The 25,109-nt window shown below is 37.2% G+C and carries 28 protein-coding genes; 17 read left to right on the top strand and 11 right to left on the bottom strand.

What is annotated here, in order from left to right; all coding sequences use genetic code 11:
- Nucleotides 1–17 precede the first annotated feature (17 nt).
- The 4 genes from ESV24_RS08220 to ESV24_RS08205 all read right to left on the bottom strand — a co-directional run bounded on the left by ESV24_RS08220 (nucleotide 18) and on the right by ESV24_RS08205 (nucleotide 4,604).
- Entirely contained in the window at nucleotides 18–494 is a 477-nt protein-coding gene (locus ESV24_RS08220) for an ankyrin repeat domain-containing protein (RefSeq protein ID WP_111814161.1), read from the bottom strand.
- A 93-nt stretch (nucleotides 495–587) separates the two neighbouring features.
- Complete coding sequence (gene katG, locus ESV24_RS08215; protein ID WP_111814163.1) at nucleotides 588–2,867, bottom strand: catalase/peroxidase HPI; 2,280 nt, start codon at nucleotides 2,865–2,867, stop codon at nucleotides 588–590.
- A gap of 134 nt (nucleotides 2,868–3,001) precedes the next feature.
- On the bottom strand, nucleotides 3,002–4,141 hold the full coding sequence (locus ESV24_RS08210; RefSeq protein WP_111814165.1) for a methionine aminotransferase: 1,140 nt from the start codon (nucleotides 4,139–4,141) through the stop codon (nucleotides 3,002–3,004).
- On the bottom strand, nucleotides 4,134–4,604 hold the full coding sequence (locus ESV24_RS08205; protein WP_111814167.1) for a very short patch repair endonuclease: 471 nt from the start codon (nucleotides 4,602–4,604) through the stop codon (nucleotides 4,134–4,136). The genes ESV24_RS08210 and ESV24_RS08205 overlap by 8 nt, the downstream gene beginning before the upstream one ends.
- Nucleotides 4,605–4,621: 17 nt before the next feature.
- Between ESV24_RS08205 and ESV24_RS08200 the strand changes: the two genes are divergently transcribed.
- Complete coding sequence (locus ESV24_RS08200) at nucleotides 4,622–5,407, top strand: Eco47II family restriction endonuclease (protein ID WP_249041581.1); 786 nt, start codon at nucleotides 4,622–4,624, stop codon at nucleotides 5,405–5,407.
- Here ESV24_RS08200 and dcm read toward each other — a convergent pair.
- Both dcm and ahcY read right to left on the bottom strand, forming a co-directional pair.
- Entirely contained in the window at nucleotides 5,396–6,673 is a 1,278-nt protein-coding gene (gene dcm, locus ESV24_RS08195; protein ID WP_111814169.1) for a DNA (cytosine-5-)-methyltransferase, read from the bottom strand. The two genes, ESV24_RS08200 and dcm, sit on opposite strands and share 12 nt — an antisense overlap.
- A gap of 167 nt (nucleotides 6,674–6,840) precedes the next feature.
- On the bottom strand, nucleotides 6,841–8,157 hold the full coding sequence (ahcY, locus tag ESV24_RS08190; RefSeq protein ID WP_111814925.1) for an adenosylhomocysteinase: 1,317 nt from the start codon (nucleotides 8,155–8,157) through the stop codon (nucleotides 6,841–6,843).
- A gap of 95 nt (nucleotides 8,158–8,252) precedes the next feature.
- Between ahcY and ESV24_RS08185 the strand changes: the two genes are divergently transcribed.
- The 8 genes from ESV24_RS08185 to ESV24_RS08150 all read left to right on the top strand — a co-directional run bounded on the left by ESV24_RS08185 (nucleotide 8,253) and on the right by ESV24_RS08150 (nucleotide 15,608).
- Nucleotides 8,253–8,891, top strand: coding sequence for a 4'-phosphopantetheinyl transferase family protein (locus ESV24_RS08185; protein ID WP_111814171.1), 639 nt, complete (start codon nucleotides 8,253–8,255; stop codon nucleotides 8,889–8,891).
- Nucleotides 8,892–9,599, top strand: a complete 708-nt coding sequence (locus ESV24_RS08180; RefSeq protein ID WP_111814173.1) for a phosphoglycerol geranylgeranyltransferase — start codon at nucleotides 8,892–8,894, stop codon at nucleotides 9,597–9,599.
- A gap of 119 nt (nucleotides 9,600–9,718) precedes the next feature.
- Nucleotides 9,719–9,979 carry a thiamine-binding protein gene (locus ESV24_RS08175; protein ID WP_111814175.1) on the top strand — a complete coding sequence of 87 codons (261 nt, stop codon included), beginning with the start codon at nucleotides 9,719–9,721 and terminating at the stop codon, nucleotides 9,977–9,979.
- Nucleotides 9,963–10,601, top strand: a complete 639-nt coding sequence (gene pnuC / locus ESV24_RS08170) for a nicotinamide riboside transporter PnuC (RefSeq protein WP_111814177.1) — start codon at nucleotides 9,963–9,965, stop codon at nucleotides 10,599–10,601. The genes ESV24_RS08175 and pnuC overlap by 17 nt, the downstream gene beginning before the upstream one ends.
- The gene (locus ESV24_RS08165) at nucleotides 10,598–11,149 is read left to right on the top strand and encodes an AAA family ATPase (protein WP_111814927.1); all 552 of its coding nucleotides are present in this window, start codon (nucleotides 10,598–10,600) and stop codon (nucleotides 11,147–11,149) included. Before pnuC ends, ESV24_RS08165 begins: the two co-directional genes overlap by 4 nt.
- Before the next feature lies 1 nt (nucleotide 11,150).
- Nucleotides 11,151–12,674 (top strand): DUF4301 family protein, encoded by a 1,524-nt coding sequence (locus tag ESV24_RS08160; protein WP_111814179.1) that lies wholly within the window; start codon nucleotides 11,151–11,153, stop codon nucleotides 12,672–12,674.
- Nucleotides 12,671–13,075: an alternative ribosome rescue aminoacyl-tRNA hydrolase ArfB gene (arfB, locus tag ESV24_RS08155; RefSeq protein ID WP_111814181.1), complete on the top strand. Its 405-nt coding sequence runs from the start codon at nucleotides 12,671–12,673 to the stop codon at nucleotides 13,073–13,075. The genes ESV24_RS08160 and arfB overlap by 4 nt, the downstream gene beginning before the upstream one ends.
- A gap of 340 nt (nucleotides 13,076–13,415) precedes the next feature.
- Nucleotides 13,416–15,608 carry a TonB-dependent receptor gene (locus ESV24_RS08150; protein WP_111814183.1) on the top strand — a complete coding sequence of 731 codons (2,193 nt, stop codon included), beginning with the start codon at nucleotides 13,416–13,418 and terminating at the stop codon, nucleotides 15,606–15,608.
- 156 nt (nucleotides 15,609–15,764) lie between these two features.
- Here ESV24_RS08150 and ESV24_RS08145 read toward each other — a convergent pair whose 3' ends face one another.
- Entirely contained in the window at nucleotides 15,765–16,295 is a 531-nt protein-coding gene (locus ESV24_RS08145) for a CIA30 family protein (RefSeq protein WP_111814185.1), read from the bottom strand.
- Nucleotides 16,296–16,357: 62 nt separating this feature from the next.
- Complete coding sequence (locus ESV24_RS08140) at nucleotides 16,358–16,795, bottom strand: hypothetical protein (RefSeq protein ID WP_111814187.1); 438 nt, start codon at nucleotides 16,793–16,795, stop codon at nucleotides 16,358–16,360.
- A 183-nt stretch (nucleotides 16,796–16,978) separates the two neighbouring features.
- On the opposite strand from ESV24_RS08140, the gene greA reads away from it, so the two are divergent.
- Nucleotides 16,979–17,455: a transcription elongation factor GreA gene (gene greA / locus ESV24_RS08135; RefSeq protein ID WP_111814189.1), complete on the top strand. Its 477-nt coding sequence runs from the start codon at nucleotides 16,979–16,981 to the stop codon at nucleotides 17,453–17,455.
- 2 nt (nucleotides 17,456–17,457) lie between these two features.
- Nucleotides 17,458–17,853: an HIT family protein gene (locus tag ESV24_RS08130; RefSeq protein WP_111814191.1), complete on the top strand. Its 396-nt coding sequence runs from the start codon at nucleotides 17,458–17,460 to the stop codon at nucleotides 17,851–17,853.
- Here ESV24_RS08130 and ESV24_RS08125 read toward each other — a convergent pair.
- Complete coding sequence (locus ESV24_RS08125; protein WP_111814193.1) at nucleotides 17,850–18,194, bottom strand: hypothetical protein; 345 nt, start codon at nucleotides 18,192–18,194, stop codon at nucleotides 17,850–17,852. The two genes, ESV24_RS08130 and ESV24_RS08125, sit on opposite strands and share 4 nt — an antisense overlap.
- Before the next feature lie 2 nt (nucleotides 18,195–18,196).
- Nucleotides 18,197–19,351 (bottom strand): sensor histidine kinase, encoded by a 1,155-nt coding sequence (locus tag ESV24_RS08120; RefSeq protein WP_111814195.1) that lies wholly within the window; start codon nucleotides 19,349–19,351, stop codon nucleotides 18,197–18,199.
- A gap of 139 nt (nucleotides 19,352–19,490) precedes the next feature.
- Here ESV24_RS08120 and ESV24_RS08115 point away from each other — a divergent pair, with 139 nt between their 5' ends.
- From ESV24_RS08115 to ESV24_RS08090, 6 genes are all read left to right on the top strand, one after another.
- Nucleotides 19,491–20,366, top strand: a complete 876-nt coding sequence (locus tag ESV24_RS08115) for a flavin reductase family protein (protein WP_170227875.1) — start codon at nucleotides 19,491–19,493, stop codon at nucleotides 20,364–20,366.
- Between the two features lie 61 nt (nucleotides 20,367–20,427).
- Nucleotides 20,428–20,805 (top strand): DUF3127 domain-containing protein, encoded by a 378-nt coding sequence (locus ESV24_RS08110; protein ID WP_111814199.1) that lies wholly within the window; start codon nucleotides 20,428–20,430, stop codon nucleotides 20,803–20,805.
- Between the two features lie 97 nt (nucleotides 20,806–20,902).
- Nucleotides 20,903–21,544 (top strand): leucyl/phenylalanyl-tRNA--protein transferase, encoded by a 642-nt coding sequence (gene aat / locus ESV24_RS08105; protein ID WP_111814929.1) that lies wholly within the window; start codon nucleotides 20,903–20,905, stop codon nucleotides 21,542–21,544.
- Between the two features lie 52 nt (nucleotides 21,545–21,596).
- The gene (locus ESV24_RS08100) at nucleotides 21,597–21,803 is read left to right on the top strand and encodes a hypothetical protein (RefSeq protein WP_111814201.1); all 207 of its coding nucleotides are present in this window, start codon (nucleotides 21,597–21,599) and stop codon (nucleotides 21,801–21,803) included.
- Nucleotides 21,804–22,133: 330 nt separating this feature from the next.
- Complete coding sequence (locus ESV24_RS08095) at nucleotides 22,134–23,882, top strand: agmatine deiminase family protein (RefSeq protein ID WP_111814203.1); 1,749 nt, start codon at nucleotides 22,134–22,136, stop codon at nucleotides 23,880–23,882.
- A gap of 272 nt (nucleotides 23,883–24,154) precedes the next feature.
- On the top strand, nucleotides 24,155–24,502 hold the full coding sequence (locus tag ESV24_RS08090; protein WP_111814205.1) for a hypothetical protein: 348 nt from the start codon (nucleotides 24,155–24,157) through the stop codon (nucleotides 24,500–24,502).
- Here the strand turns inward: ESV24_RS08090 and ESV24_RS08085 are convergent, their stop codons facing one another.
- Entirely contained in the window at nucleotides 24,503–25,072 is a 570-nt protein-coding gene (locus ESV24_RS08085) for a DNA-3-methyladenine glycosylase I (RefSeq protein ID WP_111814207.1), read from the bottom strand.
- Nucleotides 25,073–25,109 lie beyond the last annotated feature (37 nt).

Genomic DNA, 25,109 nt, shown 5'->3' with positions numbered 1-25,109 from the left:
TCTATTTTCTTTATTAGCTAGTGTTTTTTATTTTCAAGCAATTCCACCATTTCCCGTAATCCCTGCATTTTTGCGTGATCTGCGGCGGTTAGGCCTTTATCGTCTTTTAAAGAAGTGTTTGCGCTTTTTTCCATAAGCAACCCCGCTATTCCTTTTCGGCCAAAAGTGGCAGCAAATATTAAAGCCGTAGCACCGTTGAAATTTGTAATGTTTGGATTGGCACCGTTTTCCAACAATAGTTTTGCAATATGGTCAAAGCCCTTAAAACAAACTCCCATCAAAGCGGTATTGCCAGAAGCATCTTGTTCGTCAATATTTTGCGGAAATTTTAAAATAACTTCTGAAATTTCATATAAACCATAATAAGTTGCGAGCAGCAAAGGGGTGGAGCCACGTAAATCTTTCGTGGAAACCAATTCAGGATTATTTGTCAGAAGTTTTTCAAGTTCTGAAAAGTTTTCCTGTCTTATGGCGTTAAAAAGTTGTTCCTTCATCCTTTAAAATTAAGAAAAGAAAGTGATTTATATTGAAAAACCTACAAGGAACCCACTGAAAAAGCGGGAATACCTTGCAGGTTAAATACAAAATTATTTCAAATCAAAACGATCTAAATTCATCACTTTGCTCCAAGCGGAGACAAAATCATATACAAACTTCTCTTTGGAATCTTCGCAGGCATAAACTTCGGCAATGGCGCGAAGCTCAGAATTGGAGCCGAAAATTAAGTCGGCTCTCGTTCCGGTCCATTTAAAAGTATCACTTGCGCGATGGCGACCTTCGAAAACTCGATCGTCATTGCCAATTGCTTTCCAAGTAGTTCCCAAATCGAGAAGATTTACGAAGAAATCATTTGTTAATGTTCCGGGTTTATCTGTAAACACTCCGTGATCAGAACCATCAAAATTGGTATTTAAAACGCGCATTCCACCGATCAATACAGTCATTTCGGGAACTGATAAGGTCAATAGTTGTGATTTGTCAACCAATAATTCCTCAAAAGAAGCGTGTTGTTCAGATTTCAAATAATTTCTGAAACCATCTGCAGAAGGTTCAAGATGTTTAAATGAATCTACATCGGTCTGTTCTTGCGAAGCGTCGCCTCTTCCGGGCGTGAAAGGTACGGTTACATTTTGACCGGCATCTTTAGCGGCTTGTTCGATTGCTGCGCTTCCGCCCAAAACAATCAAATCTGCCATTGAAACTTGTTTGTCGTCACTTTGACTATGATTGAAATCTTTTTGAATTTCTTCAAATTTGCTCAAAACTTTAGCTAATTGCGAAGGGTTGTTCACTTCCCAATTTTTCTGAGGGGCTAAACGGATTCGCGCACCATTTGCTCCACCGCGCATGTCTGAACCACGATAGGTTGAAGCTGAGGCCCAAGCTGTAGAAACCAATTCAGAAATGGAAAGATCAGAATCAAGAATTCTTCCCTTCAAAGAGGAAATATCGTTGTCATCAATTAATGTATGATTAATTTCTGGAATTGGATCTTGCCAAAGCAATTCTTCCGATGGAATTTCTGGGCCCAAATAACGGGAAACAGGACCCATATCTCGATGCGTTAATTTATACCAAGCCCGTGCAAAGGCATCTTCAAATTCTGCGTGGTTTTCACGGAAATGTTTTGAAATTTTTAAATAAGCAGGATCTTTTTTCAGGGCAATATCTGCCGTGGACATCATTAAATCCTGTGTTTCGGAAGCATCGTGCGCCATCGGAGCTTTTCGTGCATTTGAAGCTGCTGTTGGTTTCCATTGGTGTGCTCCAGCTGGACTTTTGGTCAGTTCCCAATCGTAATCCAACAAAACCCTAAAGTAATCATCATCCCATTTATTTGGAACCGGCGTCCAAGCACCTTCTAAACCACTCGTAATAGTATCATCACCAAACCCTGATTTATAACTATTAATCCAACCCTTACTTTGGAGTTCAATTCCAGCTCCCGCAGGTTCAGAATCTACATATTTTTCGGCATCGCCTGCTCCGTGGGCTTTTCCGAAAGTATGACCGCCAGCAATTAAAGCTACAGTTTCATAATCGTCCATTGCCATTCTTCCAAAAGTTTCCCGAATATCGTGTGCTGAACCGAGCGGATCAGGAACTCCATTCGGGCCTTCGGGATTCACATAAATTAATCCCATATGGGCTGCTGCCAAAGGTTTTTCAAGATGGCCCTCTTCGTAACGTTTGTCGTTACCAAGCCACTGCGTTTCCGAGCCCCAATAAACATCTTGTTCCGGTTCCCAAAGATCTTCGCGACCAGCAGCGAAACCAAAGGTTTTAAAGCCCATAGATTCCAAAGCGCAGTTTCCTGCAAGAAGTAATAAATCTGCCCAAGAAATTTGTTTGCCATATTTCTGCTTAATTGGCCAAAGCAACAAACGGGCTTTATCTAAGTTTCCGTTATCAGGCCAGCTGTTTAATGGAGCGAAACGTTGGTTTGCTGTATTTCCGCCACCGCGGCCATCGGTTACGCGATAAGTTCCTGCGCTGTGCCAAGCCATACGTATAAACAATCCTCCGTAATGCCCGTAATCTGCGGGCCACCAATCTTGGGAATCAGTCATTAATTTTACGAGATCTTCTTTTAAAGCTTTGTAATCGAGCTTTTCAAATTCTTCTTTATAGTTAAAGCTATTCCCCATCGGATCCGACATCGAACTTTGTTGACGAAGCACATTTAAGCGCAAACTATTTGGCCACCAATCGCCATTTGTTGTTCCGCCACCTGCAACTTGATGCTGGGTATTCCCGAAATAGGGACATTGGGCTGCAGCACCATCATCATTTATTTCCCATGCATCGCTTGTGTTTCCACTGGGATTTCCGTTTTTGTGGTAGTTTTTATCTTCTTTGTTTTCCATAATTGAAATATTTTAAGGGTAAGCTCTACGAAAATACCAATTAAAACCACTAATACATTAAAAAGCAATCGGTTGTTTTAATGTTTTAATTGGTAAAACTTATTGCGAGTTGGAGGTTGAATAAGTTTCAGTAATCAAAATTGTTTCAGAATTTGGGCTGCTTGAGCCAAAGTTTCATCTGTTTTGGCGAAGCAAACGCGTATTTGCCTAAAGTCTTTTTTTCCTTCATTAAAAACGGAAGTTGGAATTGTTGCAATCTTAAATTCCTTTGTAAGCCTTTCCGCGAAAGCGATATCACTTTCATTCGAAATCTCTGAAAAATCAAGCATTTGAAAATAAGTTGCTTTTGAAGGAATGATTTTGAAGTTGGAGCCTTCCATCAAATTCAAAAAGAAATCCCGCTTTTGCTGATAGAAATTTGAAAGTTTTAAATAGTGATCCGGATCTTTCAAATAGGTGGCCAATGCTTTTTGGATGGGATGGTTTACACAGAAAACCACGAATTGATGCACTTTTTGAAATTCTTTCATCAATCGTTCCGGCGCGGCACAATACCCCATTTTCCAACCTGTATTGTGAAATGTTTTTCCGAAGGAAGCCGTAATAAAACTTCGCGCTGCCAAGGCTTCAAATTTTGAGGCGCTTTGATGAACATTTCCATCAAAAATGATATGTTCGTAAACTTCATCGCTCAAAACCAACAAATCATTTTTCTCCACCAAATCCTGCAACAGGAGCATATCTTCTTTAGAAAATAACATTCCACTTGGATTGTGCGGACTATTGATGATTATCATTTTTGTTTTCGAAGAAATTTTATCAGCAACTTCTTGCCAATCCACTTTGTAAAAAGGAGGTTTTAGTTGAATGGGAATAACTTTTCCACCGAACAATTCCACAGTAGGCGCATAACAATCATACGCTGGAGTGAAAATAATTACTTCGTCGTTTTTGCTAATGGTAGCAGCAATTATGGTGAAAATAGCCTGCGTAGCGCCAGCCGTTATCGTGATTTCAGTTTCGGGATTGTAAAAGTGGTTGTGAAGGTTTTCAATCTTTTTTGAAATTTCCATGCGAAGCTCAAAATCGCCGGGCATTGGTGCGTATTGGTTAAAACCATCGCTCATTGCTTGATCTACCAATGCATTTAAAGCGGAATCGCTGGGAAAATTCGGAAAGCCTTGGGAGAGGTTTAGGGCGTTGTGGTCTGCGGCCATTTTGCTCATTGTGGCGAAAATGGAAGTTTCAATATTGGGTAGTTTTGAATTAATCATTTTGTCTTGTATTTATGTACACCAAAACGTCGTTGATGTATTTGTGTAAATTATGTTTTATTTCATTAGCCCAAAAACGGAAAACGGTGTAGCCCATTTCTTCTAGCTGTTTGTTCACTTCGCGGTCGCGTTGCATATTCCGTTCAATTTTTGGAATCCAAAAAGCGCGATTGCTTTTTAGGGTTTCTTTTCGTTCTGGCCAATTGTAACCGTGCCAAAATTCACCATCAATAAAAACAGCAAGTTTATATTTTTGAATGGAAACAGCAGGTTTTCCGGGAAGTTTTTTGCTGTCCACACGATAACGAATTCCTTTTTTCCAAAGCGCTTTTCTGAAAAGCAATTCGGGTTTGGTGTTCTTCCCACGTATCTTACTCATCATTTTTGAGCGCTTTTTTGTGGTGTAGAAACCTGATTCTTCGTTGAATCTTGGGACTTTTATTTTGTTATCTTCGTAGTTCATGTCTTACTATACAAATTATGAATAATCTTGGCGAAATGGAAAACAATTATGTTGATTTTATCACAGATAAACATTTATTGCAGTGCATTTCGAAACTATATGACTCTTATCTTTCGGCTAAAAAGGAATTTACCAAAGAGAAATTTTATAATAATAAAGTCGATATTTTTAAATTGACTTTCGATTCGAAATTTAATGAGCTTTCCGAAGAAGAATTGATAAAGCTTGAAATGTCCCGACAAATAGATAAATCTGTAAATAATGCAATTGGCACTTTCCACGAAGAGGTATTGGGCGGTGTAAAAGGTTTTAGCAGTGGTCGCTTGATGGGATATGATTTGAAAGCGGATGATGGTTCTCTTTTTGCCGAAATAAAAAACAAACATAATACAATGAATAGTAGTTCTGCTGAAAGTGCTTTTCAGAAACTTGCTAGATTTGCCGATGATAATAGAAATTCTAAATGCTATTTAGTACAGATACTGGCAAAGAAAAGTTTTTGTAAAAAGTGGGAAGGAATTATAAATAGAAAAGAATATAGTCACAGTAGAGTTTATATGATATCGGGAGATCAATTTTATGAAATGATAACTAGGAAAGAAAATGCTTTTTATGATTTGTATAAATCTCTGCCTAAAGCAGTAAATGATTTTATAAAAAGCGTTTCCGAGGAAAAACAAAACGAAAACAATATTCTTTCAGACATTTCTGAAAGTGCAAATAAGAATGGAAGAACGATTCTCGATGAAATTACTTTTGAAAACTTTCTATACTATAATGGGTTTGAAAAATTAAAAAGTTGAAATTACTTCAATTTCATCATTAATTTTAGGTTTTTCATTTAACTGAATGTTATTCAAAAATTTAATAATCGAGTATCCAATTTCCTTCGCCAAATTAACCGGAACTGCATTCCCAATCTGCTTATATTGTTGCGAAACCGAACCCTCGAATTTCCATTCATCGGGAAAAGTTTGAATTCGTGCATATTCTCGAACCGTAAAGGGTCTAGTTTCTTCGGGGTGACAACGCTCGGTCTGTTTTTGTGCAGGACTGCAAGTTAAAGTCAAACAAGGTTCATCCCATCCAATTCTTCTCGCCATACCCGTTTTTCCTCCGCCTAAGAAAAAACTTTTCTGCATATATTCCTTTTGAATATCAAGCGGTAAATCTCGCCAATATCCTTTTGGTGGAACTAAGTCCAGAACATCCATTTTGTGTTGTGGATATTTCGCGCCTTTGGATTTTGGAACATTGGAATCAAATAATTTTCCCTTTTTCAGTGCATCCTTTAAATTATATATTTCAGAATAAGGTTTTGGATATTCGTATTCAGTATTAATATCCTTTCGTATTGCAACCAAAATCAATCGTTCACGTTTCTGCGGAACATTATAATTTATAGCTTTTAATACTCTAACTGGTGAAACTACATTATAGCCAATTTCATCTAAAATAGAAATCATTCCCTCCAATGTTTTCCCATTGTCGTGGCTGAGCAGACCTCTAACATTTTCACCTATACAGATTTTAGGTTTTGTCTCTTTTACAACACGGGCAAATTCATAAAAGAGTGTTCCGCGAGCATCTTCAAGTCCTAATTTTTTACCTGCATAACTAAACGCTTGGCAAGGAAATCCTCCCGTGACTACGTCAATATTATCTTTGAATTCATAGAAGTCCATTTCTCTAATATCTCCTTCAAGTACATTCCAGTTTGGACGATTTTTACGTAATGTTTGGCAAGCCCATTTGTCAATTTCATTTAAAGCTTTGCATTTTATACCTGCCTCTTCCATTCCAATTGCAAGACCGCCAGCACCCGCAAAAAGTTCTAAAACAGAATAATTATTTATTGGTTCAACATAATTACTTTCGTCGATTCTTTCAAAATATGATTTAAACTCAGGAAATATTTCAAGATTTTCTTTTTTATAAACCCGGTAATTGCTCATCGGTTCCCGAACAGCTTGCAGCTTTCCGTCATTATCCCATCGACGTAAAGTTTCCGGATTTTTACCAAGTATTTCTGCTGCTTCTGAAACAGAATAAAATTCTTTAATAACCATGTTATACAACCTTATATATGGTTATAAATATATATTTTTTTTCTTATACAGAATTTAATTCTGTATAAAATATTTTGAAACTTATTCACAACAAAAAAAACCCTCGCAAATCTGCAAGGGTTTCAATTTCAAAAAATCGTAAATCTAAAATCTACAATCGTAAATCATTAGTATCTGTAATACTCAGGCTTAAACGGTCCTTGAACTTCCACGCCAATATATTCAGCTTGGTCTTGGCGAAGTTCAGTAAGTTCAACCCCAATTTTTTCAAGGTGTAGTTTCGCTACTTTTTCATCCAAGTGCTTTGGAAGCATATACACTTCGTTTTCATAGTTTTCACCATTTTTCCAAAGCTCTATTTGCGCTAAAGTTTGGTTGGTGAAACTGTTACTCATCACAAAACTTGGGTGGCCGGTGGCGCAACCAAGGTTTACCAAACGACCTTCGGCCAAAAGAATAATATCTTTTCCGTCAATTGTGTATTTGTCAACTTGTGGCTTAATCTCAACGTGGGTCTTTCCGTGATTGGTCTTTAACCAAGAAACTGCAATTTCGTTATCAAAATGGCCAATATTACAAACGATGGTTTTATCTTTCATCGCTTCAAAATGTTCTCCGCGAACAATGTCTTTATTTCCAGTAGTTGTAATTACGATATCTGCATTTCCAACAACGGTTTCCAATTTTTTCACTTCAAAACCGTCCATTGCAGCTTGTAGCGCACAGATTGGATCAATTTCAGTAACTGTAACGATACTTCCCGCACCTTTAAAAGAAGCGGCAGTTCCTTTACCAACATCACCATAACCACAAACAACAACACGCTTTCCAGCCATCATTATATCTGTTGCACGGCGCACTGCATCCACAGCACTCTCACGACAACCATATTTATTATCGAATTTACTTTTGGTAACGCTATCGTTAATGTTGATAGCCGGCATTGGCAATGTTCCTTTTTTCATACGCTCGTAAAGACGGTGAACACCAGTAGTAGTTTCTTCAGAAATACCTTTAACGCCATCGGCAAGCTCTGGATATTTGTCCAAAACCATATTCGTTAAATCGCCACCATCGTCAAGAATCATGTTCAAGGGTTTGCGGTCTTCGCCAAAGAAAAGTGTTTGCTCAATACACCATTCAAATTCCTCTTCATTCATTCCTTTCCAAGCATAGACCGGAAATCCAGCAGCAGCAATTGCAGCAGCTGCATGGTCTTGGGTTGAGAAAATGTTACATGAGCTCCAAGTAACTTCTGCTCCCAGTGCCTTTAATGTTTCAATAAGCACGGCAGTTTGAATGGTCATGTGAAGACACCCAGCAATACGTGCGCCCTTCAAAGGCTGCTCATTTCCGTATTCTTCACGCAAGCTCATAAGCCCGGGCATTTCAGCTTCGGCAAGCTCAATTTCTTTTCTTCCCCAGTCTGCTAGGGAAATATCTTTTACTTTAAACGCCGTGTAAGGCACAGTTTTCGTTGACATATTTGTTATATTTATACCCGCAAAAGCGGACATTTATTTAAAATTAATTTTCTGGTTTTAAGTCTGCAAAACTACGAAATATCCTTTGAAAGTTTATGCCACTTTACAAAACTATAACAGTAAACCCAAACACTAAAGTTTTCATTTGGAAGATTGAAGAATCTTTTGAAACGCTTTCAGCAGTGATAGATCTAACACAAAATTGTACCAATAGGGTGCTGAATATGAAAAGCGACCTTCACCGTCGCGGGTTTATGAGCATTCGGCATTTGATGGCTTTGGAAGGATTTACGGATCACGATTTATATTATGATGAAAACGGCAAGCCGCATTTAACTGGCGATAAACACATTTCAATTACCCATTCCTACAACTTTTCTGCGATAATTATTAGCGATACCGAAGTGGGTATCGATATTGAAATGCAACGCACCAAAATCCTTAGAATAGCTCATAAATTCACACCGGTTGAAGAATACCGAACCATCGCAAATGAAGATGCAATGATGCGCAAACTCACCATTGTTTGGTGTGCGAAAGAATCACTTTATAAAAGTTTTGCCGAAAAAGGAGTGAGTTTTTTGGAAAATATTTATGTTGAAGATTTTAGGCTCGATGAAACCAAAACAACTGCAACCGTAACTTACGAAGACAAACAAGTGCAATATGATGTGGATTTTCTGGAATTTGAAGAGTTCACTTGTGCTTATGCACTTATTTCTGAAGAAAAATAGATGGAAGGAATTTTTTATAAATCTTTTCTAAAGTTGGTTGCCGGAAAAGAAAAGCAACTCGCTATTTTGATCGACCCAGATAAATTTGATATTTCTGCAACGAAATCATTTCTAAATAAAATTCCAAAGGAAACAACACATCTTTTTGTGGGCGGAAGTACAGTGGCAAATGGAGAAACCGAAGAAACGGTAAAAGCTTTGAAAGCTGAATCGAAACTTCCCATTTTTCTTTTTCCGGGCGATCATTCGCACATTACACCGCTTGCAGATGCTCTTTTATTTTTGACGTTGCTTTCGGGAAGAAATGCGGAATACTTAGTTGGCCAACAAATAAAATCCATTTCGAAATTGAAAAATTTGGCTTTGGAAATTATTTCCACTGGCTATATTTTGATTGATGGTGGAAATAATTCATCGGTTTCAAAAGTGACAAAAACGGAACCACTGCCGCAGGAAAATATTGAGTTGATTGTGAATACAGCTTTGGCCGGACAATTTATGGGAGCAAAACTTATTTATTTGGAAGCAGGAAGCGGCGCAAAAATTCCTGTAAAACCTGAAATTATTTCTGAAGTAAAAAAAGCTATCAATATTCCTTTAATTGTTGGTGGGGGAATAAAAACAGAAGTACAAAAAGAAACAGCTTACAGATCGGGTGCCGATATGATAGTTATGGGAACGGCCTTCGAAATCGAAAGCACCAAATAACAAAAAACAAACTCCAAATAAATTCCAAATCTCAAAAATCCAAATTCCAAAAACTGCCAAATGCTACTGTTAACTGAATACTTTTATAATCGTAACTTTGAAACAAAAATTTTAAAGCAATGAAAATTTCAGTTGAACTTACCCTCACACCAATACAAGACGATTACGAACCCGCAATTATCAATTTCATAAAAAGTTTACGAAATTCTGGCCTCACAGTTTTGGAAAATCCGCTGAGTACACAGGTTTATGGCGATTATGATACGGTAATGGACCTGCTTCAAAAAGAAATTAAAGTTGCTTTGGAAGCCGTGGAAAGAGGTTTGCTTTATATAAAAATTGTAAAATCGGATAGAAGCGATTATGAGCCCCATTTTTGATTGGTTTTTTCAGCAATACCAAGGCGTTCCCACACACATTATAATCCTTGAAATAATTGGTGTTGTGTTAGGTCTGCTTAGTGCTTGGTTTTCCAAACAGGACAATATTTTAATCTATCCTACAGGAATTTTGAGCACCGCAATTTTTGTTTATATTTTAGCTTTCTACGGGCTCTTGGGCGATTTGGTAATCAACGCCTATTATTTTTCAATGAGCATTTACGGCTGGTATATTTGGACACGAAAGATTGATGCCGAACATTATACGCCCATAACCACAACAAGTTTAAAAGAGAAGCAAATCTGCGTTTTCATTTTTGTAGCAACTTTGATTTTCATTTTTGCCATTTATAAATTTTTCGACAAATGGAATAGTTGGACAGCTTATGTTGACACACTTACTACAGCCATATTTTTTGTGGCAATGTGGCTTTTGGCGCGAAAAAAACTGGAAAACTGGTCTTTTTTACTGATTGGTAATATAATTTCGCTACCCTTGTATTTTTACAAAGGTTTGATTTTTACATCGTTTCAATTTTTGCTTTTTGTAATCATTTCAATTTACGGATACCGCGCGTGGAAGAAAAACCTGAACAAACCCGAAACCAGTCTGCTCAATTGATAAAAGTAGTTTTATACGGACCCGAATCTACTGGAAAAACAACGCTTGCAAAACAGTTGGCGGAACATTATAACACGCTTTGGGTTCCGGAATTTATGCGTGAATACCTTCAAAAAAAGTGGGATTCCAAGAAAGAATTGGTTGCTAGAGAAGATTTAATTCCCATCGCCAAAGGACAGTTGAAACTTGAAAATGAGGCTTCGCAACAAGTTGAAAATCTGTTGATTTGCGATACAAATTTGCTCGAACTGAAAGTATATTCCGAATATTATTACAACGGATTTTGCCCTTCGGAAATAAAAAACGAAGCAACCAACCTGTCCGCCGTGGGGGGGAACAATTACAGCATCTACCTTTTAACCTATATTGACACGCCTTGGGAAGTGGACGACTTGCGCGACAGACCCAACAATCGAGAGGAAATGTTTCGTATTTTTGAGGCTGAATTGAAAGAACAGGGTTTTCCGTATAAAATTTTAAAGGGAAACCAAAAAGAACGATTTAAAAAAGCAGTCGAGATTATTGATGTATTGCTGAAGAAGAACTAAGATGTTTACAGAAAAAAACCTGCAACAAATAAAGAATCACGGGCTTTCCGAGGCTAAAGTTAAACACCAACTTGAAATTTTTAAGGAGGGAATTCCCTTCGCCAATGTCATGGAACCTGCTTCAGCCGATAAAGGAATTGAAGTGTTTTCAGAAAAAGAACAACAGCACTTTGCCACTCTTTTCGAAACCGAAAAAGATAAGCTCGATATACTGAAATTTGTTCCGGCATCGGGTGCGGCTACTCGAATGTTTAAGTTTTTGCATCAGTTTTTGGAAAGCTATAATCCAAAAGATAATATCGAATCATTTCTTCAAAAAGAAGAAAACAGGAATTTAAAAATATTCTTTGAGTCAATTGATAATTTTGCATTTTCTTTTTTGGTAAAAGATAAATTAGAAGAAAAATATTCTGAACTTGAAAATTTTGAACAGGGGAAAAGATACTTTCTGTTTGTTCAGGAAATGTTGGAGGAAACTGGATTAAATTTTAGCAATACCCCGAAAGGACTCGTTCCTTTTCATACATACGGCGAAAATTACGTTACTGCTTTTGGCGAACAATTGTATGAAGCGGCATTTTACGCAGCTACAAACGGCGTGGCTAATTTGCATTTTACAGTTTCCGAAGGTCATGAAAAAAAATTCAAAAAACGCTTCGACGAAGTAAAACATCTTGTTGAAAAGAAAACAGGGGTGCGTTTTAATATATCCTATTCGTTTCAGAAAAATGAGACAGATACAGTTGCAGCAACCCCCGAAAACGAATTGTTTTTAGATGAAAACGGCGATCTGCTTTTACGTCCTTCCGGCCACGGAGCGTTATTGGAAAACTTGAACGATGTGGATGCGGATATTATTTTCATCAAAAATATAGATAATGTTGTTTCTGAAAATTATGTGGAAACAATCGCTTTTCAGAAAAAAGTATTGGCCGGAAAATTGATTTCCCTTCAGAAGAAAATTTTCAGTTTCATTGAAAAGCTTCACCTCGAAAATCCTTCCGAAGAAATTATAAAAAATGTTGCTGAATTTATTTCGGTAGATTTAAGTATAAAAAACACTCCTATATTTAAGGAAGATCTTTTAAAAATTCTGGAACGCCCAATCCGCATTTGTGGTGTTGTTGAAAATACTGGGGCTCCCGGCGGCGGACCATTTCTTGTAAAAGATAAAAATGGAAATCTTTCGTATCAAATTGTAGAAATGTCACAAATTGACACTAACAACCCGCAACAAAAAGCTTTGGTTGACAAGGCCACGCATTTCAATCCGGTAGATTTGGTTTGTGGGATGCGTAATTATAAAGGTGAAAAATATGATTTGCTAAAATTTTCAGATCCGGATGCAGGTTTCATTTCACATAAATCCTATCAAGGAAAACCTATTAAAGCATTGGAGCTTCCCGGACTTTGGAACGGCGCAATGGCAAATTGGATAACGGTTTTTGTAGAAGTGCCGCTCATCACTTTCAATCCTGTAAAAACCGTAAACGATCTTTTGAACGAAGTACACCAACCCAAGTGAACACAGAAATTTTAATATCAGAACTTTCTTTTAAAGCCATCCGCAGCAGCGGTCCGGGCGGACAGCACGTAAACAAAACTGCCTCAAAAGTTGAGGTTTCATTTAATTTGGAAGCTTCGCAAGCACTTTCGGAAACTGAAAAGGAAAGACTTCGCAACAAACTATCTTCAAAAATTTCTTCCGAAGGAATTATTACGCTTCAATGTGGCGAAACAAGAAGCCAACACCGCAACAAAGCCATCGTTATTGAAAGGTTGGTTGAACTGCTTCAGAAAAATTTGAAAGTAGCAAAGCCACGAAAAAAAACAAAACCTTCAAAAGGGGCGATTGAAAGACGTTTAAAATCTAAAAAGGAAAACGCTTTCAAAAAATCCAACCGAAAACCTCCAACACTTGATTGATGTACTAATTTTTATTGTTTGCAATTATTTGGAATTTGTTATTTGCAATTTGAGATTTAAAAGAGGTATCTTTGCCGAACATCTCAAAGGGGTGCTTTTTGAAATAGGAAATTAGAAATACGAGATACGAAATTATTTCGTCGCTCGTCGCTCAAAATTCGAACTTCAAAAGGCTGAGATTATACCCAAAGAACCTGGGCGGGTAATGCTGCCAAGGGACACTAAATAGAAACCCCCTGTAATAATGCACGACGTATTATTTTCAGGGATTTTTTATTTAAACAGTTAACTAACATAGAATAAAGCCCCTTTTATTCGTATAATTTAAACATTATCACGAATGAAAAAGTTATTGATTTCCGCAGTATTTACTTCACTATTTTGTACGGTTTCCGCTCAGGAAACGCCACAGGGAAAATTACAAGACACAACAAAAGTTGAAACTTTAGATGAAGTTTTGGTGCAAGCCGTCCGCGTTGATGCAGATTCACCAATTACCCACTCAAACCTCGACAAAGAGGAACTTGAAAAACGAAACCTTGGGCAGGATATTCCGTATATGCTAAACTATCTGCCATCCGTTGTTACCACGAGCGATGCGGGTGCGGGCGTGGGTTATACCTACATTCGTGTTCGAGGAAGCGACGCATCGCGCGTGAATGTTACGCTCAATGGAATTCCGTATAACGATTCTGAAAGCCAAGGGACGTTTTGGGTGAATTTGCCCGATTTTACTTCTTCGGTGCAAAGCTTGCAATTGCAACGCGGCGTGGGAACTTCCACCAATGGTTCTGGAGCTTTTGGTGCAAGTTTAAATTTGTTGAGCGATGCCGTTTCTAACGAAGCTTACGGTGAAATTGCGAATTCCTTTGGCAGTTATAATACGAGTAAACATAACGTTAAGTTCAGTACTGGATTGCTTTCTAATCATTTTGAATTAGCAGGAAGATTGTCAACCATTCAATCCGACGGATATATTGACAGAGCCAGTTCAGACTTGAAATCGTATTTTTTGCAGGGAGCGTTTGTGAATAGAAATACGCTAATTAAAGCATTAGCTTTTGGTGGTAAAAATATAACTTACCAATCTTGGAACGGTTTGGAAGATCCCGAAAAACTTAAAAATGACAGAACCTACAATACTGTTGGAGAATATACCGATGAAGAGGGAAATATTCAATTTTATGATAATGAAGTTGATAATTATGCGCAGGATCACTATCAATTACTTTGGAACCAACGTTTCAACAACAACTGGAGCACGAATGTTTCTTTCAATTACACAAAAGGAAAGGGGTATTTTGAGCAATACAAAGAAGATGAGGATTTTGAAACCTATGGTTTTGAACCAATTGAAATTGGCGGAGATACTATAAATACTACAGATTTAATCAGACGCCGTTGGTTAGACAACCATTTTTATGCAGCTAATGCAAACGTGAATTATAAAAACAATAAGATAGATTTTACGGGTGGAGCTTTTTACAGCTATTACACGGGCGATCATTATGGGGAAGTAATTTGGGCGCGTTACGCCAGTAATTCTGAAATCCGCGATCGTTATTATAATGGAAATGGTGAGAAAAGCGAGTTTACTGTTTTCTCAAAAGCCACTTATAGAACTGATGAAAAATGGAGCATTTTCGGCGATTTGCAGGGCAGGTTTTTGAATTATAAAACTTCGGGGATTACGTCAGATTTGGTGCCCTTAAATGTGGATGAAAACTATTCATTTTTCAACCCAAAAGCCGGATTGACTTATAAATTAAATCTTTCAAATCAATTCTATTTTTCTTACGGAAAAGCGCATCGCGAGCCATCTCGGAACGATTACGAGCAGGGAATTATTACCCCTGAAAAATTAGACGATTTTGAACTAGGCTGGCGTTTTGCTTCCGAGAAGACAAAGGTAAATACCAATATTTTTTATATGAATTATAAAGACCAATTAGTGCTTTCAGGAGAATTGAACGATGTGGGTGCGGGTTTACGAACGAGCAGTGGAAAAAGCTACCGTTTGGGATTAGAGGTTGATGCAGAAATACAACTTTTGAAAAATTTGAGAACTATTCCAAATATAGCTTTGAGCACTAATAAAAACGTAGATTTTGTTGCCTCTCGCGATGGTGGATTGGTTAATTTGGGCAACACAAATATTTCATTTTCGCCTTCTGTAGTTGCAGGAAATATGCTGGAATATACACCAATAAAAAAATTACAATTAGGCTTTCTTTCAAAATTTGTGGGTGAACAATATATGGGGAATATTGATAGCGAAGCTTCAAAACTGGACAGCTACTTCATCAATGATTTGAATATAGTTTACACTTTGGATTCGCTTCCGTTGATAAAAGAAGTGGTTTTTTCAGCTTTGGTGAACAATATTTTTAATGTGAAATATATTTCCAACGGCTATTTTTATACGTATGATGATGATTTCAGTAATCCGGGAACTGTAACTACTGTTGAAGGCGCTGGCTATTATCCGCAGGCTACTATTAATTTTCTGGTGGGGGCTACTGTGAAGTTTTAAAGAAATTATGCTGAATTGTCTCTATCTCTTATAAATGAAGGCTTGGGTCTTTTTAGGTCCGAGTTTTCATTTTCTTGATATAAGTTAAGAATTATTTTTCACTGTTTTTTTTGAATAAGCACCGAAATAGACTTCATTGGTGATGCCTTAAGGGTGTCACTTCACTTCTATTTTATCAATCAAAAGTTTAAACTTTTCCTTTTTTTTGTTTCCTATTAAAAAGGTAATTTCTTCAATATAGTTTTCGGTAAAATTTGGTTTGTCAAGTTTTTTTCCTCTAAATGAAGGATACATTTCTTTTAAAGGAATTTCTATTTCTTCCCATTCCCCCGAGGTTTTAAAAGGTGCGATATACGAATAATAGTCATCGGAATTTGCTTTAATCCTAAATTGATATTCTTTGCCGTCGCCTCTTAGTTTAATAACAATTTTAGTGTGATTTTTTACTTGAATTTTCTGAAAACCATATCGCACAGAAGAGAATCCTCCATTATTATCTAACAGTATGTTTCCTTCAAAAACACCAAAACCTTCTTTACTTAAACTAAAGGTTCCTGAAGATTTACCGCCCATTACCACATCATCAACTATAAGCCAGTCTTTGATGTTGGATTTTTCGTTAAAATCAAAAATTACTTTTGAAGTGATTGAAGAAAATAAAATAAGCATGCTAATTAAGATTTTCATTTTAGACTAATATATTTGTAATGTAACTAACTACTAAATTCTATTGAAGCATATTTTGAAAGTTAATTACTAATTACAATGTTATTGCCGTTGCGCTCCGCACGATATTGCTGCATAGGGTATTTTGCATCTGGCTCAGTAGTATGCCTTCCGAAATTAATAATATTATACTCATTGTCATCATTTGTACAAGGACAACTGGCTATTGGGCCGTTCACTTCCATTCGCGAACAATCGCTGGGAACGTGATTTGGATCTGTAAGATCAAATGCAAAATATTGGGTTTCACTTACGCAGAAAACTACAATTCCTTTTATTCCTTGCGAAGTTAGTACGAAATTGCCGGGAAATTTCAACGGATTGTATTCTGGCAAATTAAGGTTCAAGTTTAAGCTTACAACAGGGTCAGTTAAAAAGGGATTGCGTTCTTTTTTATCATCATTCTTTGAGCAAGAAAGCGTTATTAAAACAGTCAATAGAAGAAGAATTATATTTTTCATCAAAATAATTTTAAGGCCGAAATTACAACAAATTACAGAACAAGTAAATTTTTAGTATATTTGTTAAACACAATCCCGTCAGCGTATGGGATTTTTTCAATTTATTAAAGTGAGTCCCGCCACGAGTCGGGATTTTGTTATATTAAAGAATATGTATGTTCTGCATACACAAACGATGAAGTTATGAGTAAAGTATCTTATTATAGCGCTGAAGGATTAAAAAAATTACGGGATGAAGTAGATCAGCTACGTGATGTGGAGCGTCCAAAAGCCTCCAATGCAATTGCTGAAGCCCGCGATAAAGGCGATTTGAGTGAAAACGCTGAATATGACGCCGCCAAAGAAGCGCAGGGAATGCTTGAAATGCGCATCGCCAAAATGGAGGAGGTTTTAGCAAATGCCCGTTTGATAGATGAATCGCAATTGGATTTGAGTAAAGTTTTGGTACATTCTAAGGTTAAGATTAAAAACCAAAACAACGGTATGGAAATGGTTTATAAGTTGGTAGCACAAAGCGAAGCCGATCTTAAATCCGGAAAGATTTCCGTAGATTCTCCAATTGGTCACGGCTTGCTGGGTAAAGAGGTAGGCGAGGTTGCAGAGATAAAAGTGCCCAATGGTGTGCTTAAATTCGAAATATTGGAAATTACAAGAGATTAAATATGGCATCTATTTTCACACAAATAATCGAGGGTGAAATTCCTTGTTACAAAATTGCAGAAGACGATAATTTCATCGCTTTTTTGGATATAAACCCGAACGCAAAGGGGCACACGTTATGTGTTCCGAAAGATGAAATCGATAAAGTTTTCGATATGGGTGAACATATGTATTTGCAATTAATGCAGTTTTCCAGAAAAGTAGCCCGAGCTTTGGAAAAAACTGTTCCCTGCAAACGGGTTGGTATGGCTGTAGTTGGTTTGGAAGTGCCGCACGTGCACGTTCATCTTATTCCGCTAAATGAAATGGATGACATGCGTTTCACCAAAAAAGTAAAAATGACTTCTGAGGAATTTAAATTTTTGGCTGAAGCAATTTCAGAAAAATTGAAAGCCTAAGCTGGGATTAAAATATATATTACGGCCGCTACGAGAACAATAGCTGTAACAATTAAAATATAGAATAGTGGTTTTACCTTTAAATATTGCTTATTGGTTTCCGCTATTTTTTTGTTGTAATCAAAAACGCGTTCAATGTCTTCGGTCCAATTTACGGGGTAGATATTGTTATTACAGGTGCTACAATAAAGTTTTTCAGCTACCGCTGTATCTGGTGTTTTAAAGAATGGCGTTTCTTTCTCTTCCTGTGTAAAAGTGATTTCAAGCCCATCTGTTCCAAAACACGTTGGACAATTATTTTTCAAGCGCGCTGTGTGCAGCGTGTGGGTTTTATGTTTCATTGTCAGTTTTCAGTTTTTAGTGCTATTTCCATAATTGTGCCTTGGTTTGGGACACTTTTAAGAACACGGATTTTTCCATTATGGTATTCCTCTATAATTCGTTTAGCAAGTGAAAGACCTAAGCCCCAGCCACGTTTTTTGGTAGTGTGGCCTGGTGTGAATATTCTTCTAAATTCACTTTTGGTCAAACCTTTTCCTGTATCGGTAATGTGAACTAGCGCATATTTAGGATTTTCTTCTATGGAAATGGTTATGGTTCCTTTTCCTTTCATCGCATCAATGCCGTTCTTCACAAGATTCTCTATGGTCCAGCTGAAGAGCTGCGGGTTTAATTGAACAAATACAGGATCTTCCGGAATGTTTAGTTGAAAATGTATAAGTTTTGAAGTTCGTTTTTGTAAATACTGAAATGTTGCTTTTGTCTCTTCAACCAAATCACAGCGTTCCAGTTTCGGCATCGAGCCTATTTTTGAAAAACGTTCTGTAATTGTTTCTAATCTGGAAACATCTTTCTCCATTTCTAAAATATATTCTGGATTTACATTTTCGCTTTTTAAAATTTCTGTCCAACCAATTAATGAAGATAGCGGTGTGCCTATTTGGTGCGCTGTTTCTTTAGCCATTCCTGCCCAAAGCTTATTCTGCTCGGCAGATTTGGAAGTTTTGTAAAAAAGGTAAACTGCTAGAATGAAAAGAAATATTATCAAAATTAATGCAGCTGGGTAATATTTAAGTTTATTGATTAACGGAGAATTTCCAAAATAAATTACAGAAAGCACTTGGTCGTTATAAGTTACCTCAAGCGGTTTGTATTCCGAAATAAACTGTTCTATTTTCTTTTTTCGGTCTTTTTCATTGTCCAGTATTTCTTCATCAATATTTCTTCCAGTATAGCTATCCTCTTTTAAAGTATGCAGGATCATTGGGGTAGAGCTGTTGCTTCTTATTATAGTAAGGGCGGTTTCGCTTATTGGGCTTCCTTCGTCTTCTTGGCTTTGCGCCAACTCCTCTTGCGCTACTGCCCAAATCTCCATTTTGGCACGTTCGTTTTCCTTCAATTGACTAAAAAAAATGTACGTATTCCACAAAATAAGACTGATTACAATAAGGGAAGCCAAAATAAAACCCCAACGGGAGAGTGATTTGTTGCGAAGCATATAAAAAAAGTTAATAGCAGATTGAACTTTAAAAGTAGACCTACATTCCAAAAGCAGGTTTAAATATAAAGCAAATATGTTGATATTATTGTACAATCAAGTTTTTACAAGCTATAATCTTTGGGTACATTTGCAAGCAATGATCTCTATTGAACCACACGAATTATCCACCGGAAAATTACACGGTTATCTACTGGGCGCAGTTTCGCCCAGACCTATTGCATTTGCAAGTACTGTAGATAAAAATGGCAATGTAAACCTTTCGCCTTTCAGTTTTTTTAATGTTTTTAGCGCAAAGCCACCCATTTTGGTATTTTCACCCGCAAGGCGCGGGCGCGATAATACAACGAAACATACTTATGAAAATGTTTTGGAAGTGCCCGAAGTGGTTATAAACATTGTTAGTTTTGAAATGGTGCAGCAAATGTCCCTTTCCTCAACGGAATATGCCAAAGGTGTAAACGAATTTGCAAAAGCCGGATTTACAGAATTAGCGTCAGAAATGATTAAACCACCACGTGTTGCTGAAGCTCCCGTACAATTGGAATGTAAAGTGAATGAAGTTATCGCACTAGGTACAGAAGGCGGTGCAGGAAATTTAGTGATTTGCGAAGTAGTAAAAATCCACATAAAAGAAGAAATCTTGGATGAAAACGGCGCAATAGATCCTTTTAAGATTGATACGGTTTCGCGTCTTGGCGGTAATTGGTACAGCCGCGCCAAAGCTGGTCTTTTTGAAGTGCCAAAACCATTATCAAGTTTGGGAATAGGTGTAGATGCACTTCCCGAAAAAATCCGCAACAGCAAGGTATTGACTGGGAACGATTTGGGAATGTTGGGTAACGTAGAAAATTTCCCAAATTCAGAAGAAATTAATATCTTTATAAATGCTTCGGACGAACTTAAAAAAATTGTTGCTTCAAACAATTCAGAATTGATCCATAAAAAAGCACAAACGTTTCTTTGCGATGGAAAAATCGAAGAAGCATGGAAGCTTTTGCTAAGCAAGTTGTAGGCTCGCGATTCATCGCGTGCATATTTAATCAAAAATAATAATTAAGAATAAAAAATTAGAAATGGAATTACAGGGAAAAATAAAAATGATAGATGAAACCAAGACCTACGGAAACAATGGTTTTAGGAAACGTGAGATGGTAATTACTACCGAAGAGCAATATCCGCAGCATATAATGATTGAATTTGTGCAGGACAAAACAGACTTGCTGAACAACTATAAAGTGGGGCAGGATGTGAAAGTTAGCATTAATGTTCGCGGTCGCGAGTGGGTAAACCCACAGGGCGAAACCAAATATTTTAATAGCATTCAAGGATGGCGTGTTGAAAATGCATCACAGGCATCCCCAAGTGGCGATATGCCTCCAATGCCACCCGCTGATGCTTTTGAGCCGGCTAATGATTTTAACGAAGAAGAACACGACGATCTTCCCTTTTAATTAAGGATGGTAACCATTCCTATGGTTAAAATGGCCTCGAAGAAATACCAATTTCTTCGAGGTTTTTTTATGTGAAAATTTTTACCAATTTTGGATGATGCATTATTTAACTGAACAGCTTTGGTTTCCCAATCCTAAAGAAGCTACTTTCGATGGACTGCTAGCCCTTGGAGGCGATCTTTCGGTGCAGCGCTTGCTGCTTGCTTACAACTCTGGAATCTTTCCGTGGTTTGAAGATGATCAGCCCATTCTTTGGTGGAGCCCAGATCCACGGATGGTTTTGTTTCCCGAAAAATTCAAGGTTTCCAAAAGTCTTCGGAAGACCTTGAAAAGTGAAAAGTTCCAAATTACTTTCAATAAAAATTTTGCTGAGGTCATAGATTATTGTGCCACAGTCCCACGGAAAGGTGAAGCAGGAACGTGGATAACCAAAGAAATGCAAGAGGCCTATACAGCTTTACACAAAGCTGGATACGCTGTCTCTATTGAGGTTTGGGAAAACGATAAATTAGTGGGCGGCCTCTACGTGATAGAGCTACCTCACAAAAAAGTTTTTTGTGGCGAGAGCATGTTCAGCTTGGTGAGCGATGCTTCAAAAGTGGCTTTTTATCATCTTTCGGAATATGTAAAGATTAAAAATTATAAATTTATCGATTGCCAACTTTATAATGAGCATTTGGAAAGTCTGGGAGCGGAGGAGATTGGCAGAGGGGAGTTTTTGGGGATGCTAAAACTTTAAGACTGAATGAATTTTTCTTATTTTCTAAAAAGGCTATATCTGAAAGTGCATTATGAATAGACCTTTTAAAATACTCTTTAACTGCTATTTTCCTTTTGTTGCGGTTCCAATTATAGTAATTATAATTGGTCTGTTTTCCGAACTCTCCGTGCTTATTGCTGGTTTGATGGGATTTTTATTGGAACCGCATATAGCCTATTTACTTTCAGATTTTCATACATTGATAAAATCTGGATTGAAAATGATATTCTTCATATAGATTATACTAATGCGTTTTTGAAAAGTAGTAATCGTCAATTTGAAATGAAAAAAATTTCTAACCTTAAAATTTTCTATAAAAAGTGGTATAATGATTTCGGAAGAATTGAATTCAATATTGATGATGGACACAAAAGATTTAATTTTTTTAAAACTGAAGAAAAGATGGTTCTTCTCCAACAATTGAAAGGGTCTTAGAGTAAAACGATTATTCTCTAATTACTCTATTTAAATTAAATTTCCTTTTAGATACTATTGATTTTTTCGCTTAGTTAGTTGATTATAAAATAATTTAAAACTCTATCTTCGTATTCCACAATCCGCTAATATTATGAAAAATAACAACACAAAATACCTTCTGGTATTGTTGATGGCATTGCAGACCGCTTTCGCCATTTCACAGGAAAAACCAAATCTTCCGCACAATCTCACCGAAACCGAGAAAGCGCTGGTTTCGGAATTTCAGTTTACAAGCCCTAGATTTTCACCACCGCCTTCTGGCCCTGTGCGCGCTGCTGCGGAATGGGAAGAAGTAGAGTATCTTTTGGTTACTTGGAATCCTTCATACCCAATTATTCTCCGACAAATAGTGCAGGCAGGCGTACAGGAGTGTAAAGTAATTATCACCACCCAAAACGAGGCTTCAGTTGCAAATTACCTGACCACCAATGGTGTAGATCTTACCAATGTAATTTTCTTGGACGTAGATTGGGATAGTATCTGGATTCGCGATTATGCCGGAAACACAGTATACTCAGATGATGTGGGCGAGCTCGCACTTACAGATTGGATCTACAACCGTCCGCGACCGAATGACGACGTGATGCCTATTGCACACGCTGCACAAGCCGGTATTCCTCTTTATACTACCAACTCTGGCACTAACGATTTAGTGAATACAGGAGGTAACTATATGAGTGACGGTTTGGGAAATGCTTTTGCGTCAAACTTAATTTTGGATGAAAATGCTCCCGGAAATCCTTATGGAGTAAGCGTAAAAACCGAATCGCAAATAGATGCTATTATGCAGGAATATATGGGTATTAACCGTTTTGTGAAGATGAATACACTTCCCTATGATGTTATCCATCATATTGATATGCATATGAAATTGCTGGACGAAGAAACAATCCTTGTGAGCAAATATCCTCCTGGAGTAGCAGACGGCCCGCAGATTGAAGCAAACATTCAATATGTTTTAGATAATTTTCAATCGCCTTTTGGCACACCGTATAATATTGAATGGATTGATGCACCGCCCAGTACAGGTGGAAACTACCCCAACACTGGCGGGCCATACAATACATTCAGCAATGCTGTTTTTGTAAACAAAACCATTATGGTTCCCACATATCGTGCAGAAGTAGATGCACCGGCATTGGCAAAATATCAAGAAATGTTACCGGGTTACAATATTGTTGGGATAGATGTGGATAATCCAGGGGAAAACTTGATTAATTCCAAAGGCGCTATTCATTGTATTACACATACTATCGGCGTTGCAGATCCACTTTGGATTGTGCATCAACCTATTGACGAGGCTAATGCCGGAAGTACAGTAACTATTGATGCATATATGAGGCATATTTCAATTGTGTCAGAAGCCAAAGTTTTTTGGAGAGAAGAGGGTTCAACGACTTATAACGAAATTGAAATGAAACCATCCAATTCTGATAATTGGACTGCAGATTTGACTATTCCAAATTCCCCCGTTAATATAGAATATTATATATGGGCCAAGGCTCTTTCAGGAAAAGAATTGAACCGCCCCATCGTAGCGCCTGCGGGTTATTGGACTATTCAAGTGGAAAACTTATCGGCAGACGACTGGGCGCAAAATCATATTTCAGCGGCCTATCCAAACCCAACAAATGGCAAGGTCTCTTTTAATATGAATGCCATTCAAGGTCCAGTAAATGTAAAAATCCATAACCTTTTGGGTCAGAAATTGTATGATGCAAATATTGAAAACGGCAACGGAAAAATAACGTTGGACCTTAACCAAAATTGGCGAGGAACACTATTAGTTTCTTTTGAAGGCGACTTCGGAAAAATTCATAAAAAGGTCATTAAGTTGTAATCCAATTTTTAAAATATAATTTTATTGAAAAAGCCATAATCTCTTGTGGCTTTTTCAATAAAACTTAATGACCTAAACTTTAAAAAGCTCAATATCAACGAAGAAGAACTACTGAAAACACAATTTTATTAGAGCGAAAAGCTACTCAGAATGTGTTAAATTCTTCGCTGACGGCAATAAATTGGAAGATTTTTAGTTCTTTTGGATAACAAACCTCGCGAATAACTGCATCCCCATAAACATAATTATTCGTGAAAAACTCATTATCCCATATGATTACTAAACGAAAACTGCTTTTTTGTTTTTTATTTACTGGTATTTCTGCAATTTCCTTTTCGCAATCGAAACTTCACAAAACTGATGTCAATAAAGACATTGACGTGGCTCGGGTGTATGAACAAGTGGTAGAGGAAGGCTACGGAACCCCTCTTATTTATAAAAAATTGGCTACGACATATTATTTCAAAAGTGAATATGGTAAAGCGGTTGCTTGGTTTCAGAAATTATTTTCTGAAGAGAAAAATACAGATCCCGAAATTGAAAATCAATACAATCAAGCCTTAAAAGCCGTGGCAGTAACTAATTCGCGAAGTTTACAGAGCATTTCATTTCTAAAATAATTAAACCTCGTTATAACGGAAGCAATCTGTTACGTGGTCATTTACTAAACCTGTGGCTTGCATAAATGCATACACCACCGTACTGCCCACAAATTTGAACCCTCGTTTTTTTAAATCTTTGCTCAAAGCATCACTTTCAGCTATTGTTGCTGGTGCTTCTTTATAGGTTTTCCAAACACTTTTAAGAGGCTTATTGTCTACAAAACGCCAAATATAATTACTGAAACTGCCAAATTCTTTTTGGATTTCCATAAAAAGCGTTGCATTTGTAACTGTAGAATGAACTTTCAATTTGTTGCGAATAATTCCTTCATCTTGAAGTAGCGCATCAATTTTGGCTTGGTCGTATTTGGCGATTTCTTTATAGTTGAAATTATCAAAAGCTTTTCTGAAATTTTCACGTTTTCGAAGAATCGTTAGCCAGCTCAATCCAGCTTGAAAGGTTTCCAAAAGCAGAAATTCAAAAAAAGTTGCGTCATCCTTAACGGGCAAACCCCATTCCTGATCGTGGTATTTCACATAAAGCTCATCGGTTCCGCACCAACCACAGCGCACTTTTTCTGAAATCATAATTAGTATTTTAAATAATGCACGCGATAAATCTCGA

Source organism: Aequorivita lipolytica (assembly GCF_007997135.1).
GTDB classification, from domain to species: Bacteria; Bacteroidota; Bacteroidia; order Flavobacteriales; family Flavobacteriaceae; genus Aequorivita; species Aequorivita lipolytica.
The sequence above is the reverse complement of the archived record's forward strand: the minus strand, read 5'-3'. Positions and strand labels throughout refer to the sequence as shown.

Excerpts from the sequence above, each read along its gene's own strand:
- ESV24_RS08110 (WP_111814199.1), top strand. The coding sequence starts at position 20,428 with ATGGAATTACAGGGAAAAATAAAAATGATAGATGAAACCAAGACCTAC.
- ESV24_RS08220 (WP_111814161.1), bottom strand. The coding sequence starts at position 494 with ATGAAGGAACAACTTTTTAACGCCATAAGACAGGAAAACTTTTCAGAA.
- ESV24_RS08185 (WP_111814171.1), top strand. The coding sequence starts at position 8,253 with ATGCCACTTTACAAAACTATAACAGTAAACCCAAACACTAAAGTTTTC.
- ESV24_RS08085 (WP_111814207.1), bottom strand. The coding sequence starts at position 25,072 with ATGATTTCAGAAAAAGTGCGCTGTGGTTGGTGCGGAACCGATGAGCTT.
- pnuC (WP_111814177.1), top strand. The coding sequence starts at position 9,963 with ATGAGCCCCATTTTTGATTGGTTTTTTCAGCAATACCAAGGCGTTCCC.
- ESV24_RS08130 (WP_111814191.1), top strand. The coding sequence starts at position 17,458 with ATGGCATCTATTTTCACACAAATAATCGAGGGTGAAATTCCTTGTTAC.
- ESV24_RS08120 (WP_111814195.1), bottom strand. The coding sequence starts at position 19,351 with ATGCTTCGCAACAAATCACTCTCCCGTTGGGGTTTTATTTTGGCTTCC.
- ESV24_RS08175 (WP_111814175.1), top strand. The coding sequence starts at position 9,719 with ATGAAAATTTCAGTTGAACTTACCCTCACACCAATACAAGACGATTAC.
- ESV24_RS08090 (WP_111814205.1), top strand. The coding sequence starts at position 24,155 with ATGATTACTAAACGAAAACTGCTTTTTTGTTTTTTATTTACTGGTATT.
- ESV24_RS08115 (WP_170227875.1), top strand. The coding sequence starts at position 19,491 with ATGATCTCTATTGAACCACACGAATTATCCACCGGAAAATTACACGGT.
- ESV24_RS08145 (WP_111814185.1), bottom strand. The coding sequence starts at position 16,295 with ATGAAAATCTTAATTAGCATGCTTATTTTATTTTCTTCAATCACTTCA.
- ESV24_RS08180 (WP_111814173.1), top strand. The coding sequence starts at position 8,892 with ATGGAAGGAATTTTTTATAAATCTTTTCTAAAGTTGGTTGCCGGAAAA.
- ahcY (WP_111814925.1), bottom strand. The coding sequence starts at position 8,157 with ATGTCAACGAAAACTGTGCCTTACACGGCGTTTAAAGTAAAAGATATT.
- ESV24_RS08200 (WP_249041581.1), top strand. The coding sequence starts at position 4,622 with ATGAATAATCTTGGCGAAATGGAAAACAATTATGTTGATTTTATCACA.
- aat (WP_111814929.1), top strand. The coding sequence starts at position 20,903 with ATGCATTATTTAACTGAACAGCTTTGGTTTCCCAATCCTAAAGAAGCT.
- ESV24_RS08100 (WP_111814201.1), top strand. The coding sequence starts at position 21,597 with ATGAATAGACCTTTTAAAATACTCTTTAACTGCTATTTTCCTTTTGTT.
- dcm (WP_111814169.1), bottom strand. The coding sequence starts at position 6,673 with ATGGTTATTAAAGAATTTTATTCTGTTTCAGAAGCAGCAGAAATACTT.
- ESV24_RS08210 (WP_111814165.1), bottom strand. The coding sequence starts at position 4,141 with ATGATTAATTCAAAACTACCCAATATTGAAACTTCCATTTTCGCCACA.
- ESV24_RS08095 (WP_111814203.1), top strand. The coding sequence starts at position 22,134 with ATGAAAAATAACAACACAAAATACCTTCTGGTATTGTTGATGGCATTG.
- ESV24_RS08205 (WP_111814167.1), bottom strand. The coding sequence starts at position 4,604 with ATGAACTACGAAGATAACAAAATAAAAGTCCCAAGATTCAACGAAGAA.
- greA (WP_111814189.1), top strand. The coding sequence starts at position 16,979 with ATGAGTAAAGTATCTTATTATAGCGCTGAAGGATTAAAAAAATTACGG.
- ESV24_RS08150 (WP_111814183.1), top strand. The coding sequence starts at position 13,416 with ATGAAAAAGTTATTGATTTCCGCAGTATTTACTTCACTATTTTGTACG.
- katG (WP_111814163.1), bottom strand. The coding sequence starts at position 2,867 with ATGGAAAACAAAGAAGATAAAAACTACCACAAAAACGGAAATCCCAGT.
- ESV24_RS08125 (WP_111814193.1), bottom strand. The coding sequence starts at position 18,194 with ATGAAACATAAAACCCACACGCTGCACACAGCGCGCTTGAAAAATAAT.
- ESV24_RS08140 (WP_111814187.1), bottom strand. The coding sequence starts at position 16,795 with ATGAAAAATATAATTCTTCTTCTATTGACTGTTTTAATAACGCTTTCT.
- ESV24_RS08160 (WP_111814179.1), top strand. The coding sequence starts at position 11,151 with ATGTTTACAGAAAAAAACCTGCAACAAATAAAGAATCACGGGCTTTCC.